The sequence below is a fragment of the Endozoicomonas ascidiicola genome, assembly GCF_001646945.1.
In the GTDB taxonomy this organism is placed as follows: Bacteria; Pseudomonadota; Gammaproteobacteria; order Pseudomonadales; family Endozoicomonadaceae; genus Endozoicomonas; species Endozoicomonas ascidiicola.
This window is the reverse complement of the sequence record NZ_LUTV01000004.1, coordinates 227,343-243,574: the sequence shown is the minus strand read 5'-3', so window position 1 is coordinate 243,574 and position 16,232 is coordinate 227,343. Positions and strand designations below refer to the sequence as shown.

General features: G+C 46.6%; 14 protein-coding genes and 1 tRNA gene. 9 read left to right on the top strand and 6 right to left on the bottom strand.

Annotated elements, in window-relative coordinates; translation table 11 throughout:
* Positions 1-508: 508 nt before the first annotated feature.
* Positions 509-584, bottom strand: a tRNA-Phe gene (locus tag AKL11_RS11825).
* Positions 585-962: 378 nt separating this feature from the next.
* On the opposite strand from AKL11_RS11825, the gene AKL11_RS11820 reads away from it, so the two are divergent.
* Complete coding sequence (locus AKL11_RS11820) at positions 963-2,303, top strand: tyrosine-type recombinase/integrase (RefSeq protein WP_067517636.1); 1,341 nt, start codon at positions 963-965, stop codon at positions 2,301-2,303.
* Positions 2,304-2,377: 74 nt separating this feature from the next.
* Here AKL11_RS11820 and AKL11_RS11815 read toward each other — a convergent pair whose 3' ends face one another.
* Positions 2,378-3,082, bottom strand: coding sequence for a Fic family protein (locus tag AKL11_RS11815; protein ID WP_216636519.1), 705 nt, complete (start codon positions 3,080-3,082; stop codon positions 2,378-2,380).
* Positions 3,083-3,331: 249 nt separating this feature from the next.
* On the opposite strand from AKL11_RS11815, the gene AKL11_RS11810 reads away from it, so the two are divergent.
* The 3 genes from AKL11_RS11810 (at position 3,332) to AKL11_RS11800 (ending at position 6,595) form a co-directional block, all read left to right on the top strand.
* A complete protein-coding gene (locus AKL11_RS11810; RefSeq protein ID WP_067517634.1) occupies positions 3,332-3,676 on the top strand; it encodes a helix-turn-helix domain-containing protein in 345 nt (114 codons plus the stop codon).
* Positions 3,673-4,974, top strand: a complete 1,302-nt coding sequence (locus tag AKL11_RS11805) for a type II toxin-antitoxin system HipA family toxin (RefSeq protein ID WP_067517632.1) — start codon at positions 3,673-3,675, stop codon at positions 4,972-4,974. Before AKL11_RS11810 ends, AKL11_RS11805 begins: the two co-directional genes overlap by 4 nt.
* Positions 4,975-5,116: 142 nt before the next feature.
* Positions 5,117-6,595, top strand: a complete 1,479-nt coding sequence (locus tag AKL11_RS11800) for a DUF3375 domain-containing protein (protein WP_067517630.1) — start codon at positions 5,117-5,119, stop codon at positions 6,593-6,595.
* A gap of 104 nt (positions 6,596-6,699) precedes the next feature.
* On the opposite strand, the gene AKL11_RS11795 is transcribed toward AKL11_RS11800, so the two are convergent.
* Together AKL11_RS11795 and AKL11_RS11790 are read right to left on the bottom strand one after the other, a co-directional pair.
* Positions 6,700-7,092, bottom strand: coding sequence for a hypothetical protein (locus AKL11_RS11795; protein WP_067517628.1), 393 nt, complete (start codon positions 7,090-7,092; stop codon positions 6,700-6,702).
* Positions 7,093-7,262: 170 nt separating this feature from the next.
* Positions 7,263-8,564: an ATP-binding protein gene (locus AKL11_RS11790; protein WP_067517625.1), complete on the bottom strand. Its 1,302-nt coding sequence runs from the start codon at positions 8,562-8,564 to the stop codon at positions 7,263-7,265.
* Positions 8,565-9,273: 709 nt separating this feature from the next.
* On the opposite strand from AKL11_RS11790, the gene AKL11_RS11780 reads away from it, so the two are divergent.
* Positions 9,274-9,888 carry a DUF4194 domain-containing protein gene (locus tag AKL11_RS11780; protein ID WP_067517621.1) on the top strand — a complete coding sequence of 205 codons (615 nt, stop codon included), beginning with the start codon at positions 9,274-9,276 and terminating at the stop codon, positions 9,886-9,888.
* Entirely contained in the window at positions 9,869-13,303 is a 3,435-nt protein-coding gene (locus AKL11_RS11775) for an ATP-binding protein (protein ID WP_067517619.1), read from the top strand. Before AKL11_RS11780 ends, AKL11_RS11775 begins: the two co-directional genes overlap by 20 nt.
* 156 nt (positions 13,304-13,459) lie before the next feature.
* Here the strand turns inward: AKL11_RS11775 and AKL11_RS11770 are convergent, their stop codons facing one another.
* Together AKL11_RS11770 and AKL11_RS11765 are read right to left on the bottom strand one after the other, a co-directional pair.
* Positions 13,460-13,768: a type II toxin-antitoxin system RelE/ParE family toxin gene (locus AKL11_RS11770; protein WP_067517617.1), complete on the bottom strand. Its 309-nt coding sequence runs from the start codon at positions 13,766-13,768 to the stop codon at positions 13,460-13,462.
* Positions 13,765-14,007: a type II toxin-antitoxin system ParD family antitoxin gene (locus tag AKL11_RS11765; RefSeq protein ID WP_067517615.1), complete on the bottom strand. Its 243-nt coding sequence runs from the start codon at positions 14,005-14,007 to the stop codon at positions 13,765-13,767. The genes AKL11_RS11770 and AKL11_RS11765 overlap by 4 nt, the downstream gene beginning before the upstream one ends.
* A 265-nt stretch (positions 14,008-14,272) precedes the next feature.
* Between AKL11_RS11765 and AKL11_RS11760 the strand changes: the two genes are divergently transcribed.
* The 3 genes from AKL11_RS11760 to AKL11_RS11750 all read left to right on the top strand — a co-directional run.
* Positions 14,273-15,442 carry a DUF3322 domain-containing protein gene (locus tag AKL11_RS11760; protein ID WP_067517613.1) on the top strand — a complete coding sequence of 390 codons (1,170 nt, stop codon included), beginning with the start codon at positions 14,273-14,275 and terminating at the stop codon, positions 15,440-15,442.
* Between the two features lie 212 nt (positions 15,443-15,654).
* The gene (locus tag AKL11_RS11755; RefSeq protein WP_095210384.1) at positions 15,655-15,897 is read left to right on the top strand and encodes a hypothetical protein; all 243 of its coding nucleotides are present in this window, start codon (positions 15,655-15,657) and stop codon (positions 15,895-15,897) included.
* Positions 15,894-16,232: ISAzo13-like element transposase-related protein (locus tag AKL11_RS11750; RefSeq protein WP_436404693.1), on the top strand; the 339-nt coding region annotated here is incomplete at its 3' end. The genes AKL11_RS11755 and AKL11_RS11750, both read left to right, overlap by 4 nt.

Below are 16,232 nucleotides of genomic sequence, written 5' to 3'. Positions count from 1 at the left end.
GAAAGATCTTCAGGAAAGTATCATTTTTATGCAGTTTATTTCAGCTTACAGGTTATTTGTCGCATGCATTTGGATATTTGGGCAAAAGAGACTGACGACATAAACAGCACTTCCAGACTGGATTCTGTGATTTTTGACTTTATTGCGGCCCATCTCCGGTTTTTACTTTCAAGTCCGACAGCCTCCTAGACATCGACATACAGGTCTTTCAAGTTCCTCACCTTACCCTTGTAGAAGATGTGCTGAGCAACAATGCACCCAAAAAGCATCTATCATCTTCAGATCAAGTGCATCAATGTAAACAAAAATCGCAACATCATACTAAATGCTGTGGAGAAGACTCCATTACGGAAAATGTAGGTTGTGGTGGCAGTACATCACCACGACTGGGAAGGCGAGGAAAAGGCTTTCAGTATGGCTGCTGCTAGTATCTGCCATATTACTCATACGACAAAGTACCAATAACAAAAAAGGCCTCGAAACTTAACGCTTCGAGGCCTTCATCATATGGTGCCTAGGGGCGGAATCGAACCACCGACACGCGGATTTTCAATCCGCTGCTCTACCAACTGAGCTACCCAGGCATAATCTGTCATATCCTTGCTTTTGCTTTCAAATACAGCCAGAAATCGTCAGCAAGTTATTGAATTAATTATATTTAATATTTTCATGATCTGTCAACAGCTTTCATGCTCTATTTTTACATCGCAATGGGAAACTGTCCCAAAACTGTCCCCAAAAAAGCAAAACTGACCCCAGAAATGACCCCAGAAATGACCCCAGAAATGACCCCAGAATTGTTGCTCATTCCAGGAAATCCAACTAGATTATTAATTAACCGAACGATCAACAAATTGTTGTCGTATGATCAGACGGTATTGCTCGGATATGGAATTCAGAGTGCTTGATTGTCATAAAAGCTAGTCATTAAAACAGCAACAGGACAGGCAGTTAAACGCACCATGCAGAAACCAAAAAAGGTTAACACAAATACACTGACAAAGCTGTGCAAAGACTTTTTGAAGCAGCATAAAAATGGTGGAGAAAACGACACTTCTCTCGCGATTCACTCTTTCCCCCAGGGCGAGGGCTCCATTGTTTTTCGGATGAAGATTAACAGCAATGATACCGTCGTCGGCACCTTTATCTATCGGTATACCAACGAGCACAAAAAAGTCCGCAAGATCAGCCTGGGGAAATTTGACCCTGAAACTTATCCGTTCTCAAAAGCAACCGAAGATACAGCACTTTATCGGAAGCAGATCAAACAAGGCATAGACCCACTTGCGGTTAATCTGTCACACACACCGGAAAAGAGGCTGGCAACTTTTAAAGATGTTGTCCATTTCTATATTTATTACCAGACACAGTCCGGCAAAAAGGATAGAGACAACGTAAAGCGTGAGCTAACCAAAAATGTGCTTGGCGTCAAAAAGTTTGAGCCTATTCTTGATACTCTGGCTCACGAAGTGACAGAGGATTGTATCGAGAAAATTGTCAGCCATATGGTAAAGCGAGACATTGGTCGATCCTCCAACCGGGTAAAAACGTACCTGACAACGGCGTATAACTTTGCCAAAAAACGGCAGGCAACGCTTGGAGCGCTCAGAGAGAAAGGGTTTCCTGATGTCGATTTTTCCCGAATTCGCTATAACCCGGCGCAGGATGTCGCAACAGACCCCTCTTTTGAACAATCAAAAAATAATCACCTCACGGAAAAGAAACTGACTCAATTCTATCAATCCGTCACCCTTGATAAAGATGACTCGACACGATTTTGCATGGAAACCAGCACGTTTTACCTGATCACGCTGAACATACTGCTCGGTGGGCACCGTAAACGACAACTGATTGATGTGGACTGGGGCAGGGTCGATTTTGAAGAGCGTTCCATAGAAATCATCGACTATAAAGGTAACAGCGGTAAGCCGAGAGAATACCTTGTCTACCTGTCAGATACCGCCATTGAGTGCCTCAAACGGCTTCGAGAACTGAGCGGTGGCGTAGGCAAAATCTATCCATTCTCAGAAAGCTATATCCCAAAACAGTTCAGGCTATACAGTACGTGGGCAAAGACATCGGTCAAGTATGACGGTCTTCGCAGCACCTGCACCACTCTGATGAAAAAGCATTTCAAAAAAGTCATCAAAAATTACGATCCTGATGATGTGAAGCGAATCCAGCATCACGTTTTTAGCGGTGTGCAAAGCAAGCACTATGACAAAAATGAGTACTGGGAGGAAAAGACAGCACTGTTAACTGAGTGGGAGCAGTATTTGAAACAACTCGGGCTGTGGGTGTGAGCCAGAACCCGTTGAAGTTTCGGTACAAGGCCTGCTAGGAGGAAGCAGGTGAATAGCGTCAACAGACTCTACACCTAAACATTTAATTGGAAGTTCTCGACAATTTTTAGATGTAAACATGACCTCAGAAAAGCATTCATTTCGTGAATGTCGCCAGTTGCATAAAACTCAAGCATGAGTTGATTAAACTCCTTCTGGCGGGCTGCGGGCACATTGATAATGGGATAGCCATTAGCAAGTAGAATCCCATTCATCATGAATCTGCCCATGCGTTTATTAACATCCCAAAAAAATTGAGCTCTTGCCATTCTTAGAAATGCGGTAATCGCTTGATCATAGATATCAATATGTTGACTCACTTCTAATTCGATTTCAGGCCAGATTTCATCGAGTTTTTTAGCATTAGGAGGCTCATAGGCAGAGCCACTTATGGTGACGTTGCCAGAGCGAAAAATACCCCGGCCCAAGGCTTCTTCTTTATCGGCAATAGCCTGTATATCAAGTGCAATACGTTTAGAGAATGAAAATGTATTTTCTGACACGATCGAAAACAGGTACTTCCAGGCATCAGCCTGATTTAACACCATATTTTGATCGCTGATTTTATGTCCGCCAACAGTAATTCCGTCCAACAGCGTTTGAACTTCTGGCATCGTCATCGCTACGCCTTCCAGATTAACAGCATCATAAACCAGTGCAGGAATATCTCGAACGGCAAGCTGTCTGGCCATGGTATGATTAGGACTCATTCCCCAAACTGTATCTTTTGCCGTTGTCATTGCTATATCTCAATACCTCCAAAATCATGTCAATTATAACTGGTACCAGCCATAACCCGTCATCCGGTGGAGTCAGTCAGGGCTAAGAATGTTACGAGTGTTAAGCAAAGATCACCTCGTCTACATCGCAGATGCCGCCATCAAGCATCTCAAGCCCGAAAAAAGAAACTTATTAATTGCCTTGATTTCAAAAAGCAACTATTATGTTTCTTTATTGTTATAAGCAACTTATAAGTTGACCTGAATAATATGATAAACCTATTACATCAACTCAAGAAAAGACGCATGGAATTAGGTTTGAAGCAAAATGACATGCTATTACGTATCGGTGTTTCACGTCAGCAGTATCAGCGTCTAGAGTCAAAAGGCAATCCAAGGTTAGCAACGCTCGAGTTAATTGCTAATGGCCTTAACAGTGAAATCATGCTGATCCCGAAAGAAAAGCGGAGTGCTGTTTTGGCGGCGTTAGAAGAGTGCGCAATTGATGAACAAAACCCTGATTCTCAATGCCTTGATAATACCGAATCGCAGCCTAAGAAAAAGAAAAGCCTGTCGGATGATCCATGGCAAGGCCTGCTTGGAGATAGTTCGTGAATGACGTCGTCAATGTCCTCAAGCTAACACTCCACGGAGAAGTTGTTGGCTATCTTGCTGGATTCCAGAATGGTAGAAATGTACTCGGTTTTTCTGATGAGTTTAGAAATAATGAACACCGCTCTACCTTTAGCCTGATTACGCACCCAGTATTTCCCAATTCCACGACATTGATGGCAGAGCCTTGGGCAAAAAATCAGCGCTTGCACCCCACTCTTTCAAACCTATTACCAGAGGGATCACTGCGAGAGCTGGTAGCTCAGGGGCTAAAGGTGCATATCGACAATGAATTCCATATCCTGTCATATCTGGGAGAAGATTTGCCCGGTGCGATTGTTGCTATACCACTAAAGCCTGAAGAAGTGCCTGACACGGTTCTATCGACCATCTCCCGAGGAACGAAGCGAAATACAAAAGTTGTCAACTTCGAACAATCTTTTTACGACAAGCAAGCACAGGAAAATAAATTCTCCCTGGCTGGCGTCCAAATGAAATTCTCAATGAAGGAAAAAGATGGGCGTTATAACCTTTCAAAAGCGGATGCTTTAGGTGATTGGATTATCAAAACGCCATCTACTCACCATAAGGATGTACCCGTCAATGAATACACTGCAATGACGCTCGCATCATTGGTGGGCATCGATATACCGGAAATCAAGCTAGTTGATTTGAGTGCGTTAGAACACCTACCAAAAATTAACTTACCCGACGAGATTCAGGCATTCGCCATCAAACGCTTTGACAGAAATGCTTCTTCATCTTCTGATCAGGTGGCGCGAATTCATATGGAGGATTTTGCACAAGTTCTGGTGAAATATCCCCATGAAAAATACAGCTTTGCTAGTTATGAGCAGATTGGCCGTATTCTGTACGAGTTTTCAGGCGATGCATTAGCGGATGTTCAGCAGTTCGCAAGGCGCTTGCTGGTCAATATCTTGTTAGCGAATGGCGATGCTCATTTAAAAAACTGGAGTCTATTGTACGAGGATAAGGTGACGCCACGTTTGTCACCGGCCTACGACATAGTAACAACCAGTGTTTACATCGATGGAGAACGCAACTTCGCTCTAAATTTAGGGAAAACCAAAGATTGGTATGAAGTATCCTACTCACATTTCCGGTCATGGTCCGAAAAATCTGGCATACCATGGCGAGTCATAAAACCACACCTCGATGATGTGATGGATAAGGCAAAGACAACGTGGCTGCCAGCTATCAAAAACCTCCCTATGAATGAAGGGCATAAAACAAGGCTAATTGAGCACTGGAAAAGATTACACCCGGATTTTCAAATATAAAAATACAGCATGAGCTCCGACTCAATAATGAACCAAGGAGAACTCAGGCTTATTTCATATTGAAAGAGACTCAGAATGGATGCATAGCTAACAACCAGCTACTATCACCAATCATTTAAGCCAAACTGCCCCGACTCAAAACATGGACTTCAATCGCATCTCCGGCCTGCGTACTCATCCTGCCTGGCGTTTGTTACAGGCTGACAGTGCGCCGCTGATTATCAGCTTTCTGCATCGTGCTTTTATCGCCACCAACCAGCGCTCTATTGCTGCCGAAGAGCTGGCTACCCGTTTGGATGACTACCTGCACCATCTCCGGGAATCGTTCGGCGAGAAACGTTTCCCAAAAAAAGGCAAAGACTATCTCAACAACTGGGCAAAGGGCGAGCAGGGTTTTCTGCGCAAATATTATCCTGCCGCCAGTGTTGGTGATGAGCCGCTGTTTGATCTGACGCCAGCCACCGAGAAAGTAATTGAATGGATAACCAGTTTTGAGCAGAAGCAGTTTGTGGGCACGGAATCCAGACTACTGACCATCTTCCGCCTGCTGCGGGAAATCGCCGACGAAACAGAAACCGATCCATCACTGCGTATTCAACAGCTGGAGCAAGAGAAGCAAGCCATCGAACGGAAAATCGCTCAATTGCAGGCCGGTCATATCACACCTCACGACAGCACTCGTGTGAAAGAAAAATTCCTGCAAGCAGAAGAAACCGCCAGACAATTGTTGTCTGATTTCCGCCAGGTGGAGGAAAACTTTCGCTCTCTGGATCGCGGCGTAAGAGAACGCATCACCACCAGCAACAGCGGTAAAGGACAAATGCTGGACACCATTTTCTCAGAACAAGACGCCATCACAGAATCGGACCAGGGACGATCTTTCAAAGCCTTCTGGAGCTGGCTGATGTCACCCGCCAGCCAGGATGAACTGCAGGAAACCCTACAAAAAGTTCTGCAACTTCCCGAAATCGAATCACTGCAAAGTGTTGATAGTCCTCAAAATCACACCACTAGCCATGAACAGGATACGCTGCTGGAAGGTATTCGCTTTCGCCTGTTAGAGGCCGGCGAGAAAGTGAACAGCACTTGCGCCTTACTGGTTGAACAACTGCGGCGCTATCTGGACGATCAGGCCTGGCTGGAAAACCGGAGGATTATGGAAATTGTTCGAGAGATTGAACAAAGCGCCATTGTCGTACGACAATCACCGCCGGCAGAAAAAGTCTTCACAACTCTGGCTCCGCTCAAACCGGAAATCGAACTGCCCATGGCTCGTGGCCTTTTCAGGCCCGCTCTACGCCCAGTAATTAATGAAGTGCCGGAAGAAGGCGAAGCCAATGTGGATACCAGTGCGCTGTACAATCAGCATTATGTGGATGAACAGCAACTAAGAAGCCAGATACGTTTTGCCCTGCAGACCCGTACGCAAATCACCCTTGCGGAACTGGTGAACCTCTATCCGGTGAAAAAAGGGCTAAGTGAAGTGGTGGCTTACCTGCACATTGCTTCAGAATCCGATCGGGCAGTGATCAATACTGACCAGAACCAAGCCATTGGCTGGCAGGATAATCACGGCGGCGAAAAATCAGCCTGGATGCCCTCGGTGATATTTACCCGCTGATAAGTTCCCCAATCATATGGTTAGGCAGACTCAACTCAACAGTCGAATAAAACCACTTCATCATTATTGAGTCCCTGCCATAAGCTGCAGGGGACGATGACATTTCATGTGAGAGAGTCATAAAAGATATTAGATGGCAGACGTTTACCACCCTGTTTCTGGAGCCTTGACACTCTTGCTAATTGATATGTGCGTAGCTCTTTATAAAGTGGATGTTTCGGGTCAAGTTTCAAGTGAGTGATTGAGGTCACCATAACATAGCCATCCCCACTTACCGGTGACGCATAGGCCAGAGATAACCCACCTTCATCTCCCAGGTAGTGAGCCGCAGTCACTATCAGCTTATGATCTTTCCTGAATTTGATCTTTGGCTGATCCGCTGAACTTTGACGGTAACTGGCGATCAACCCTTTGCCCGGATGAGCAACCATTGGCAGATATGGAGTGAGGCGCTCGATCAGATCAAGAACGTAATCTTCTTCAGTAAGGTAATTCACAATACAGATTCCCGGTAAGAGTTAGTGTGATAAGCAGGCATGCAATCCTATTGTGGGGTGACTTCATCACTTGTGCATAAATTTACTATGGCTATCAAAAGGGTATGTCCCAGAGATGCCTGATGCAAAACTCTGCATCGAGCTTGCAAGCCACCCTCTCATAACAAAGCTCAAAACAGACAGCCAACCGGTACTGCGACTAATTTATCCGAAAAGGGCAACATCTTATCTCCGTTATAAACGATGACCCCCTTCTGAATGGAGCCTGCTTCTATCAGCATCTCCAGAGCCGCAAACATGTCTTTCTTTATGGTCATTCCAGCCTTCACTTCAATTCCAGTAGCAAGACCATTATTGTTAGCCAAAATAAAATCGACTTCCCTCTGGCTTTTATCTCGATAGTGAAACAGCTGGCAATCTTCTTCACTGACAGCAATGGCTTTCAATAATTCCGAACAAATCCAGGTTTCCATCAGTGCGCCTGTCAGGTTTCGATCAGCCTTGATTGCAGTTTCATTAATACCTCGGGTAGCACACAATAATCCTGTATCTACAAAATGAATTTTTGGTTGTTTAATAGCACGCTTCAATTCATTCCGGTGCCAGGCGGGAATACGTTTAACCAAATAAAGGTTTTCAAGCGCAGAAACATACTTCTGTACTGATTTAGTGTCCATTTGCACGGCTTTACCGAGGCTGGCGTAATTCAGCGCTTCAGAAGAAATGGATGCCAGCAATTTTAACAGCTGCCCCATTTCGTCCAGTTTTTGAAGCTGAAAGACATCCTTGATATCCTTGCGGATGATGGCATCGGTATAAGCACGGTACCAGCGATTCCGGCGGCTGGCGGAACGCTGCAATACTTCCGGATAGCCTCCACAGACAATGGCTGCAATCACCTCATCATACTCAAAGTGACGCCTATGCTCAGGCACAAAATCGGCCGACAGCAGTTGTTGAATAATGTCTGATTCTTGCGCCGAGCAAGGATCTGGAGCTTTGTTTTTGCCTGCCTGCTTTGTTGAATCCTGCTGCAGCTCAGGCTGGCTAAAGGGGTAGAGTGTCACAAACTCAGCCCGGCCAGCCAGGGAGTCTGCCAATGTGGGCAGGGTCATCAAATCCGCTGATCCCGTCAGAATAAACGATCCGGGTTTTCGATCTTCATCAACGAGCATTTTTATAGTACGGATCAGTTCTGGCGCTCGCTGAATTTCATCAATCACCATAGGCCGGCGTTGCTGTCTCAAGAGTCCAATAGGATCACGTTGAGCGACAGCAAGAATATTCTCATCATCCAGAGTCAGATAACTGCCTTTTTCTGCACTATTTTCAGCACTATCCGTCATCTGTGCCAGAAAATGCTGAGCCAGAGTTGTTTTACCAGACTGCCGGGGGCCAGTAATAATAATCACAGGCGTGTCCTTTAGACACACCTGCAGATTTTTCTCTATTTTTCTTGCAATATATTCCATAAACCATTCCGACCAAAATAGATTCAAAGCCTGACCAATATAGATTATAGCAAAGACCAATATGGATTATAGCAAAGACCAATATGGATTATAACAAAAACTAATATGGATTACGCCAAAGACTAATATGGATTACACCAAAAACCAATATGGATTTCAACAAAGACCAATATGGATTTCAACAAAGACCAATATGGATCAAATTCCGGCTCAACACCGCAATGGACAAACCTTTTCCTCTGCCGACAACCTTCACGTTCCTCCTTATTCAAAAGACCTAATGATATCTCTGTAAAAGGTCTCGCATAGAGCTGACTTCTTAGCATATAAAGTAACACCTTTATCAATGGAGTGTTTTCTTGGGTGTATAAGTACCCAGCCATATGAAATCATATTTTCTGACTCATTGATCAGCCCCTCTGACTGCGTTGCAACTCTGGTCACATAGCTCGCTATGCTCCCGCCGTCGCGCCTTGCAGAGAACCTGATCAACAAGCCAGAAATATTCGATTCCATATGGCCGAGTACTTAACACTTCAATCCAAAAATTTTGGGCGAAAGGTGAATAATTAAAGATTCATATGGACAGATCACCTGCACCCGCTCAAAACCCTGATATTATTGCCAATACACTTTACTTGATCGCAGTAGACAGCTTGTGAACACCACTGTCCGATAATGCAGAACCCTATAACAGCGACCACCCATAATGAAAAATGAAAACCCAAGTTCCGCACCCGACAACGCCAGTCTCGGCGTAGTGGCGGTTCACTTAATGAAAGGCGTTGTTTACCGGGATCAAAATCCGGCCGTGTGGCAACAGCTGGAAGAACTCCATGGGCCGGTGCTGGATTATGTGCGGGTCATGGGGCTGGATCTGATTCTGGACGAAGCGGAGGGTTATGCTTTTCTTCGCCAATTGGATGATGATGCCGAAGATGCTCCCGAACAAACCAAAATGCCCCGACTGGTTGCCCGTCGTCCTTTAAGTTTTCCGGTCAGCCTACTCTGTGTGTTGCTGCGTAAAAAAATGGTGGAGCAGGATGCCTCCGGCGGCGATGCCCGCCTGATTCTCACCCGGGAACAGATCGTCGAGATGATGCGGGTCTTTTTGCCCGATCGCGCCAACGAAGCCCGTCTGTTTGATCAGATCGATACCCATATCAATAAGGTGTCAGAGTTTGGCTTCCTGAAAAAACTGGCCGGTAATCCACCGGCCTGGGAAGTACGACGAATCATTAAAGCATTGGTGGATGCCGATTGGCTGGCGGATTTTAACGACAAATTGAAGGTATACCGGGACCATGCAGAAACACTCGTTTGATTTTTCTGAGGCTAACGCTGAAGAACCAGCTCGCGCAGGATTTCGTTTGTCTGCACTGGAAGTGCTTAACTGGGGCACCTTCCATAAAAAAATCTGGGTAGCCAATCCCGGTGGCGATAACAGCCTGCTCACCGGCGATATCGGCTCCGGTAAATCAACCCTGGTGGATGGCCTCACTACACTGCTGGTGCCCAGTCAGAAAATCACCTACAACAAAGCCGCCGGTGCCGAAACCAAAGAGCGCAACCTCACTTCCTATGTGCGCGGTTACTATAAAAGTGCGAAAGACGACGACACCCTAAGCGCCAAAGCAGTCGCCCTGCGAGACCACAACAGCTACAGCGTGTTGCTGGCTCGCTTTGTTAATGAAGGGTTTGATCAGACCATCACTCTTGCCCAGGTATTCTGGAGTCGAGATAACAGCAATACACCAGAACGGTTTTATATTGTTGCCCGAAAACCGTTGTCTATTGCTAAACAATTCAGTGGCTTTGGCAGCGATATTAGCGACCTGAAAAAGAAACTGAAACGACTGGATCAGGTCAAACTGTTCGACAGTTTTAGTCAGTATCAGGCGGAATTCCGCCGACAGATGGGCATCGAAAACGATCAGGCTCTGGAGTTGCTTTATCAAACCGTTTCCATGAAATCTGTGGGCAACCTGACAGAATTTGTCCGCAACCACATGCTGGAAAGCACCGATGCTCAGGAGAAAGTAAACGAGTTAAGTCGTCAGTTTGATAACCTGAACCGAGCCCACGAAGCGGTACTAAAAGCTCGCCAGCAAATTGATCTGCTGGCGCCATTGATTGCCAACTGCGATCAGTATGACACCATCGAATCCGCTATCACTAACCTGCGCCACTGTCGTGAAGCGCTGTACGGTTTTTTTGCCCATAAGAAAATCACGCTGTTAACCCAGCGAATTGAGCGTCGGGATCAGGAACAGCAAAAGCTGGAAGCCCGCCTGCAAGAGCTGCGACTGGCCATTGAGGTTCTGAGAACCACCAGCCGGGAATTGGAACGGGCTATCGATCAGAACGGCGGCCAGCGGCTGTCAGAGTTAAAAACCGAACTGGAACGGCTCAGTCGGGAACGCAGTCGCATCGCCAAAGCCTGTGATGACTACCTCGGCATTTGCCGTCATCTGGAGCTACCGGAGCCGGTGGACGATGATGGTTTTTTCCACAATCGGCAGCAGGCAAAACAGGGTCTGGAATCTCTGGAAAAAGATCAGGCCGATCTGCAAAACCGGCAGGTAGAACATGCGGTTCAATTGCAGGCGTTACGTAGCCAGCATACCGAGTTAGAAGAAGAGATTACTTCTCTCAAAAGTCGGCAGTCCAATATCCCCAGCCGAAATTTGAGCATCCGTCAGGCTTTAAGCGAACACCTGCAATTACCGGAAACCGCACTGCCTTTTGCCGGTGAGCTATTGCAAGTTCGTGAAGAAGATAAACTCTGGGAAGGTGCGGTTGAGCGAGTGTTGCATAACTTTGCTTTGAGCTTGCTGGTGCCCGATGATCATTATCAGGCAGTGGCTGACTATGTGGATCAGACTCATCTCAAAGGTCGGCTGGTCTATTATCGGATTCGTCAGCCTGCCCGCACGATCATCGACAGCGTTGACCCTCGCTCGCTTTGTCGGAAAATCTCCATCAAAACCGACAGCCAGTTTTACAGTTGGCTGGAGCAGGAACTGGCGCAACGTTTTGATTATACCTGCTGCGAGAAGATGGACGAATTCCGTCGTGAGACTCGTGCCATCACTGCTTCAGGGCAACTGAAAAGCGGTGGCAGCCGTCACGAAAAAGACGACCGTTTCCGTATTGATGATCGTTCTCGCTTTGTATTGGGCTGGAGTAACCGGGAAAAAATCTTCACCCTGGAAGCCACCCGAAAACAGCTGGAAAGCCAGATTCAGGAATCCGCCTCCGCTCAAGCCCGATTCAGTCAACAGGTGAAACAGCTGAACCAACGACAGCTGCAGTTCGAACTGCTACTGAAATTCGCCAACTTCGCCGACATCCACTGGCAACCGCTAGCCGTCCAGATGGAAGCACTTGAACAAGAAAAACAGCAGCTGGAAACCGGCTCCGATATTCTTCGAACCTTGCGGGAAAGGCTGGAACGAAGCGAAGCCCTGACACTGGAAAAAGAAGGACAGGAACGAAAACTCTCACGGGAGTCTGGCACCGCGGAAGAAAAGTTGAAGCAGGATCGAAAGCTGCTGACACAATCGGAAAAGCAGCTTGAGGAATTACCGGAAAACCAACGGGAGTTGAGCTTTCCCATTCTGGAAGAAATGGAGCAGGATGCGCTGGGTGATAAAAAGATCACCATTGAAAGCTGCGACAGTGGTCAGGTAACTATGCGCAAATGGCTGCAAGACCGGCTGGATGGCCAGGAGCGCAAATCCCGGGAACTGTCTTCGCGCATCACCGGCCAAATGGCAGATTACAAAAACGCTTATCCACAGGAAACCCGGGAAGTCGATGCGGCGATGGGATCGGTCTCTGAATTCTCTGCCATGCTCGATACCCTGCAAGGGGAAGATCTGCCCCGCCATGAACAGCGCTTCAAGCAGATGCTCAATGAAGGCACCATTCACAATATGGCCATGTTCCAAAATTGGCTGGACCATCAACAGCAAACCATTCGGGATAAAATCGCCACCATCAACCGCTCTCTGGCCGCCATCGACTACAGCGAAGGCACCTATATACGACTGGTAGCAGATAACCACCGTGCCCCGGAAATCAACCAGTTTAAAATCGACCTGCGTAACTGCCTTGGAGAAACACTGTCGGCAGATAGCACTGATGATGCCTACGCCGAAAACAAATTCCTGCAAGTAAAAACCATTGTGGAGCGGTTTAATGGTCGGGAAGGACAGAGTGAACTGGATAAAAGGTGGACCCGCAAAGTCACCGATGTGCGCAACTGGTTCCTGTTCAATGCTTCCGAACGCTACCGGGAAGACGACTCCGAGAAAGAGTTTTATTCCGATGCAGGAGGAAAATCTGGCGGCCAAAAAGAGAAGCTGGCTTACACCATTCTGGCCGCAGCGTTGGCTTATCAGCTTGGGCTTGAGTGGGGCGAAAACCGTTCCCGATCCTTCCGATTTGTGATGATTGACGAAGCCTTCGGGCGGGGTTCTGACGAATCAGCACGTTACGGGCTGGAGCTGTTCCGTAAGCTGAACCTGCAACTGTTGATCGTGACGCCGTTGCAGAAAATTCATGTGATCGAAGATTATGTCAACTCTGTACACTTTGTTCATAACCAGGGCGGCAACCATTCTATGCTGCGTAATCTGACCATTGAACAATATCGGGAGGAAAAGCAGCAGGAGCTTGAGCGTCAGCAGCAAGTTGTATCCATCATCAATGAAGTAGAAAAAACTTCGGTCTAAGGGGAGAGGCCGTTAGAAAAATACCAAACGATTTGTTCACCGTGGGCTTGTCGAAGGGTGGTAGCAACGCACTTCGACAAACTCAGTGCGAACGTCGGTATGTTTTTCAATGCCTCTACCCTAAGCCCGACGCCTGCCTGACACACAATGATATTGTTATCGGTTATGCGCTATGAAGTGAATTTCTACATCCATGCTTTTGTGGAGAATTCTCACAATCTGTATTTGATTCTTACCAGATTGCCTAAAATAAACCATGTGACTACCTTGAGGGAATTTTAGATAACCTTCTCTGATTTCGTTACAGGATTTACCAAGACTGGGTCGTCCAGACAATAAAATAAATGTGTCGTTAAATTGCTTTAGATAAATATTCCTTTGCTCTCGTCCCCAACGTTTCATTGTGAACATTGCAATTTCTTTCAAGTCTGCCTTGGCTTTTTGGGTTAAGGCAAAAGACTTCATTGTTTATGGTCACTATCGAGTTCGTTAATAAAGGTATCGTAGTCATACTCAGCAAGGCCGCTATTTTCGCCTTCGATAAGCAAATTTCTGAGGGTATTTAGTTTCGTTTCTTTACTTTCCAGTAAACGCAGAGCTGCACGAATAACTTCACTGGCAGAGCCATAACGGCCGCTTTCAACTTGGTTGAAAATAAACGAATCAAAGTGTTCACCCAAGGTTACACTGGTGTTTTTAGCCATTGTAGATACCTCCCTAATTATCATTGAGTACCAATATATACCTAATATTGGTACATATTATTCGCAAGTCAAGTCGGTGTCGGCGCTTAATAAATAAAATCTCGTTCTTCCGCTGCGCTTCATCGGTTCTCTTTACCTGCTGAAAGCATTGAGGCATTCAAGCAAACTCTCATCCAGTTGCTGAATTCAGATTACGACACGAAACCTGTCATAATCGATAGAACGACCTATCATCAGATCCTAAGCTAATGGGCACCGTACCAACATGATCACCCAGAGTGAACTGAAGAAAAAAGCACTGCGCCCCTGGACTTCCGGGGCTTTTCTGAAAAGTGTTCTGACCGGTGACCACCTGTTCCCTCTGGAAGTTACCTTCCGTAAGCCTGCCGGTAAAGTGTTGAGTCAGGATTACCTCAAAGTTCGGGACTGGATCACTCAGTTGAACAGTCACAGTAAGGCCGCCACTGGTAGCGGCTACCGTCTGGAAGTTCGCACCATCAATCACAAGATGCTGGGTAGCCAGCGCATTCCAGAAAAAATCTTCTTTGATACTCGTGATGACTGGCTGAGTTTTATTGGCAAGCAGAAAGACTTCCGCCGGTTTGATGAACTGATCGGCACTCTACGTCGACAATTGCCGGAACTGCTACCCTGGCTACAAAAGAAGCCTCTTAAAGCCCTGGAGCAACTGGAAAACTGGTCTCGGCTACTCAAGGTTTGCCACTATTTTCGCCTGAACCCAACACCGGATCGATATATACGACAACTGGATATTCAGGGCGTGGACAGTAAATTTATCGAGAACAACAAGGGTATTCTGTCGGAATTATTGAGTCAGATTCTGGAGCCGGAGGACTTTGACGGTACTATTACCGGTCTCGCTGAAAATGGTTTCGAACGGCGCTTCGGCCTGAAATATGATGAACCGCTGATCCGTTATCGACTTCTGGACAGCACCGAACCCGTGACGGATATCACCGTCCCTCTGTCTCAATTTATAGACACCGGCGTCAGCACGGTTTTTATTACCGAAAACAAGGTGAACGGCCTGGCTTTTCCTCCGGTAGCTGACGCTATGGTAATTTTCGGTCTGGGCTACGGTATCCGGTCACTGTCTTCCATCCACTGGCTAAAACAGAAAAACATGATCTACTGGGGTGATATCGATACCCACGGCTTTGCAATTCTCTCCCGGTTGCGTCAGCATTTTCCTGAAACCCGCGCCCTTTTAATGGATCAAAGTACCCTGCTCCAACATCAGCATCTTTGCGTCGAGGAGCCGGAAGACAAACGTTTTCTGGGCGAACTTGCTCACCTGACCAGTGATGAACAACAGCTGTTTGCTGAATTGAAAAGCAATCTACACGGTAAAAATCTCAGGCTGGAACAGGAGCGGATTGGTTTTGGCTGGCTTATGGAGGCGTTATCAATCTGAACATTAGGGTAGGGGCAGTTAGAAAAATACCAAGTAATCCGTTCATCCTGAGCCTGTCGAAGGATGGTTGCACCGCACTTCGACAAGCTCAGTGCGAACGGTGGTATGTTTTCCAATGCCACTTCCCTTAGGAATAGTCCCCAATTAACTTCCCTATTTTCAAGAGATCAGGAATCGTCGATAATTGCTCCGCATGAGTGCAGGAGGTCATCTTGGGCAGTTATTCGACGACAGTAGAGGTTCAAATGGTTCGGTTTTATCAGTCACTCAACGAGAGGGATCGTCGTCGCTATGCTGCGATTGAAGCGATAAAGCTTGGGCATGGTGGCATCGAATTCATTTCTCAGTTACTGGCTTGTGACCCGAAAACGATTCGTCGAGGTATCGCTGAGCTGGAATCAGAACATCTGAACGCTGATCATCAGCGAAAAAAAGGGGCGGACGCACACCGCTGATTGAGAAAAGTCCCCAGCTGACTGAAAACTTTCTCACCATACTCCGTAACCATACTGCTGGGGACCCGATGCGGCACGACGTAAAATGGACGAACCTGTCTCGTCGGCAGATTGCTCGCAAGCTCTCCGATTTGGGAACTCCAGCCAATAAGAATATCGTTTCTCGACTGCTTCATGATCATGGTTACCGACGACGCAAGCCGCAAAAAAAGCGAACAATGGGGCAGCACGCCGATCGCAACGCCCAGTTTGAAAATATTGCCAGACTGAAACAAGAATACTTGGATGCCGGATGTCCAGTGATAAGCATCGACACGAAAAAGAAAGAACTGCTG

Bases quoted from the DNA above. Each gene is read 5' to 3' on its own strand.
- AKL11_RS11820 (WP_067517636.1), top strand. From the start codon at position 963: ATGCAGAAACCAAAAAAGGTTAACACAAATACACTGACAAAGCTGTGC.
- AKL11_RS11815 (WP_216636519.1), bottom strand. From the start codon at position 3,082: ATGACAACGGCAAAAGATACAGTTTGGGGAATGAGTCCTAATCATACC.
- AKL11_RS11810 (WP_067517634.1), top strand. From the start codon at position 3,332: ATGATAAACCTATTACATCAACTCAAGAAAAGACGCATGGAATTAGGT.
- AKL11_RS11800 (WP_067517630.1), top strand. From the start codon at position 5,117: ATGGACTTCAATCGCATCTCCGGCCTGCGTACTCATCCTGCCTGGCGT.
- AKL11_RS11790 (WP_067517625.1), bottom strand. From the start codon at position 8,564: ATGGAATATATTGCAAGAAAAATAGAGAAAAATCTGCAGGTGTGTCTA.
- AKL11_RS11780 (WP_067517621.1), top strand. From the start codon at position 9,274: ATGAAAAATGAAAACCCAAGTTCCGCACCCGACAACGCCAGTCTCGGC.
- AKL11_RS11775 (WP_067517619.1), top strand. From the start codon at position 9,869: ATGCAGAAACACTCGTTTGATTTTTCTGAGGCTAACGCTGAAGAACCA.
- AKL11_RS11770 (WP_067517617.1), bottom strand. From the start codon at position 13,768: ATGAAGTCTTTTGCCTTAACCCAAAAAGCCAAGGCAGACTTGAAAGAA.
- AKL11_RS11765 (WP_067517615.1), bottom strand. From the start codon at position 14,007: ATGGCTAAAAACACCAGTGTAACCTTGGGTGAACACTTTGATTCGTTT.
- AKL11_RS11760 (WP_067517613.1), top strand. From the start codon at position 14,273: ATGATCACCCAGAGTGAACTGAAGAAAAAAGCACTGCGCCCCTGGACT.